We start from the raw sequence: 3,280 nt of genomic DNA on the forward strand, positions 1-3,280 counted from the left end.
ACGCGCCCGCCATCATGAACTCGCCGTGCGCCATGTTGATGACGCCCATCTGACCGAACGTCAGCGCGAGCCCGAGCGCCGCGAGCAGCAGCACCGACCCGAGGCTGAGCCCGGCGAAGAGCTGGGACGACGAGCGGCTGCAGGACGGCACCGAGCCCGCGCGCCCGGCGCGCGCCGACCGCCTGCATGATCGTGCTGACGCCGTAGCCCACCGACGACGCGACCGCGGCGAGCAGGGACCCGATCACGCCGGACGCCCCGCGCGCGGCCCGGACCCGCAGGCGCCGGTCACGTCGGCTGCCCGACGTTCCCGAGGAAGCGTCCGATCACCGGGATCTCGGTGACCCCCTCCGCACCGGCCATGACGACGGCCTGCGTCGCGACGTACTCGACGGAGTCGAGGATCGTGTAGCGGGGCACCCAGCCCGGGTCGAACTTCTCGTTGAACTGCCCGAGGGTCGCCATCTGCGTGCCCTGCGACAGCCGCTGCAGGACGGGCCGCGTGAGCTGGTCGAGGCGCGAACCGCCGCCCTCCTCGTTCTCGAGGACCTCGCGCAGCACCGCGAAGTTGAGGCCCAGGCCGGTGTGCCCGCGCGCCTTGAGCTCGCCGATCGTGTGCACGATGTTCGTGTCGATCAGCCCGTTGGGCAGGCCCTCGACGTCGAGGCGGCGGCGCATGACGTCGAGGGACCAGCCGCCGATCGCGGGCGCGGGCACCCACTGGCAGAACGCGTCGACGCGACCCGCGGACGTCTGCGTCACGGACATCAGCAGCCCGGTGTCCGCGGGGTCGAACAGCCGCGACAGGGTCATCGAGAACCCGCGCTCGGTCTCGCCGCGGCGCGACTCGTCGCTCATCGCCTCGATCTGCGCGCGCAGGTGCGGCTCCATCGCCGCCGGGTCGTGGAACGTCGTCGTGTACCCCGCGCGCTCGACGCGCCCGACGGCCTGCCGCAGCGACTTGTGCGACCCGCCCGCCGTCGTGAACGTCGTGCAGTCGACGATCGCCTCGTCGCCCAGGTAGACGACGCGCAGACCCGCGGCCTCGTAGACGCCGAGCCAGTCCTGACCGGCGCCGATCACGGCGACCGACCAGCCGTAGTCCTCGGTGTAGTCGAGGAACTCGGCCCACGTCTGCTCGCGCTCCTCGGGCGGCCCGATCGGGTCGGGCGACACGAGCGCGACGCCCCCGCGCACCGAGTGCGCCACCACCGAGCGCCCGACGAAGAACCAGTCCTTGTCGTCACGCAGCGCGAAGTAGTCGAGCGTGCCCGTGCCCCACCGCTGGACGACCGTGCGGGCCCGCTCGCGCTCCTGCGCGTGGTCCGCCGCGTTGAGCCGGTGCGGCCGGCGCGGCGACGTGAGCGTCCACAGCAGCGTCAGCAGGAACGCGAGCTCGAGGACGAACTCGACCGGGCTGAGGATGCGGGCGAGCCGCTCGATCTCGGCCGTGCCGGGGTCCCGCACGATGACCCACACCACGAGCCCGACGGTCGTCACCACGACGAAAACCACCGCGAAGACGACGAGGAGGACGGCGCGCCGCACGTCACGCCGGTTGGGCAGCACCGGGAAGCACGACCCCTTGGTCGCCAGCCAGACGGCCCCCACGGCCACGGCGACCGCGGCGAGCACGTCAGGCCCGCGGACCAGGTGCAGCACCACCGAGGCGACGAGCAGACCGACCGTGAGGATCCACGACAGCCGGTGCCCGCGTCGCAGCCCGCGGGCGGTGAACAGCAGCACGATCGAGACGGTGATGAGGGCCGGGCGCGCCGACGCCGTCCCCGCGTTCGGCACGATGTCGTCGAACAGCGCGAGGTCGCGCCAGACGCCGCGCAGCAGGCTCGAGACGAGGCCGACCACGGCCAGCACCCAGACCGTCCGCGACGCCAGCACGCGCACGTGCACGCGACGACGCTGCTCGTCGAGGGCGGATCGGTCGACTCGCGGGAGGAGCACGCTGCCCGGCATGCGCCCCAGTCTGCCGGGGGCGACCGTCCGCGCACCCCTCGCGCGGGGTGATCCGTCCGCCGTGCGGCGTCAGGCGTCGGGCGTCGTCCCCGCCAGCCGCGCGAGGAGGCCGGCGCGGACCGCGGGCCACTCGTCGGGCAGGATCGAGAAGTACGCGGAGTCGCCGCGCGTGCCGTCGGGGGCGAGGCGGTGGCTGCGCAGCACCCCCTCGGGCACGGCGCCGAGCCGACGGATCGCCCCGACCGAGCGCGTGTTGCGGGTGTCGGCGCGGAACGCGACGCGCTGCATGCCCCACGTCTCGAACGCGTGCGTGAGCATCAGCAGCTTGCAGGCCGGGTTGTTCGACGTCCCCCACCAGCGCGGCGCGTAGTACGTGTGCCCGATCTCGACGCGCAGGACGTGCGTGTCCAGGTCGTAGAACGACGTGCTCCCCCGCACCTCGCCCGTCGCGGCGTCGAGGACCGCGAGCGCGACCCGCCCCGGCGTCACCCGGGCGCGGTCCACCTCGGCCCGCCAGCCGTCGATCCCGACGGGCAGGGGGGACGACATGCCCGCCCACACCCGGTCGTCGACGAACGCGGCGAGCGCCTCCGCGTGGGTGTCGTCGAGCGGGACGAGACGAGCACCGTGGCCTTCGAGCGTGACGTCGTGGAGCACGGCGGAAGCCTCGCACGGTCTGGCAGGGTGGCGACCATGGTTTACCTGGAGCGCGACGGCGACCTGGACGCCCTCGACCTGGTCGGCGAGGACCTCGACGGGCAGGACGGGTCCCACTCCCGGATCCTCGAGTGCACCTTCACGGACTGCTCGCTCGAGGGCGTCCGCCTGGACGGCACGCGCGCGTCGGACACCGCCTGGACGCGCGTGCGGGCCGGGTCGCTGTCGGCGGTGTCGACGACCTGGCTGGACTGCCGGTGGGAGGGCGCGCGGCTCGGCGCGGTCGAGGCGCACGGGTCCGAGTGGACCCGCGTCGAGCTGCACGGCGGGAAGGTCGACTACCTCAACCTGCGCGACGCGACCCTCACCGACGTGCGGCTGGTCGGCGTGATGGTCGACGAGCTCGACCTGGCCCGGGTGAAGGCGCGCAAGGTCGTCCTCGACGACTGCCGGGTCCGGCGGCTCGACGTCTCGGGTGCGCGGCTCGAGGACGTCGACCTCCGCGGCGTCGTCGGGCTCGAGCGCATCGACGGCCTCGACGGGCTGCGCGGCGCGCGCATCACGCAGGACCAGCTCCTCGACCTCGCCCCGCTCGTCGCCGAGCACCTGGGCATCGTCGTCGGCTGATCACGCGCCCGTCCCCCGCGGG

The 3,280-nt window shown here is 73.8% G+C and carries 4 protein-coding genes; 1 reads left to right on the plus strand and 3 read right to left on the minus strand.

The genetic code is table 11. The annotated features are described in order from the left end of the window. The 3 genes from HGA02_RS21480 to HGA02_RS13900 form a co-directional block, all read right to left on the minus strand. Positions 1-151, minus strand: a 151-nt coding sequence (locus HGA02_RS21480) for an ABC transporter permease subunit (protein WP_425483066.1), incomplete at its 3' end; no start/stop codon positions are given. Positions 152-288: 137 nt separating this feature from the next. After that, positions 289-1,974, minus strand: coding sequence for a bifunctional lysylphosphatidylglycerol flippase/synthetase MprF (locus HGA02_RS13895; protein WP_168679515.1), 1,686 nt, complete (start codon positions 1,972-1,974; stop codon positions 289-291). Positions 1,975-2,043: 69 nt separating this feature from the next. Next, entirely contained in the window at positions 2,044-2,631 is a 588-nt protein-coding gene (locus tag HGA02_RS13900; protein WP_168679516.1) for a GNAT family N-acetyltransferase, read from the minus strand. A 36-nt stretch (positions 2,632-2,667) separates the two neighbouring features. Here HGA02_RS13900 and HGA02_RS13905 point away from each other — a divergent pair, with 36 nt between their 5' ends. Then, positions 2,668-3,258: a pentapeptide repeat-containing protein gene (locus tag HGA02_RS13905; protein WP_168679517.1), complete on the plus strand. Its 591-nt coding sequence runs from the start codon at positions 2,668-2,670 to the stop codon at positions 3,256-3,258. Positions 3,259-3,280: the final 22 nt, after the last annotated feature.

The organism is Cellulomonas septica (assembly GCF_012396155.1).
GTDB lineage: Bacteria > Actinomycetota > Actinomycetes > Actinomycetales > Cellulomonadaceae > Cellulomonas > Cellulomonas septica.

What these genes read in the sequence shown, in the direction of transcription:
- HGA02_RS13895 (WP_168679515.1), bottom strand. Translation starts at nt 1,974, where the DNA reads ATGCCGGGCAGCGTGCTCCTCCCGCGAGTCGACCGATCCGCCCTCGAC.
- HGA02_RS13905 (WP_168679517.1), top strand. Translation starts at nt 2,668, where the DNA reads ATGGTTTACCTGGAGCGCGACGGCGACCTGGACGCCCTCGACCTGGTC.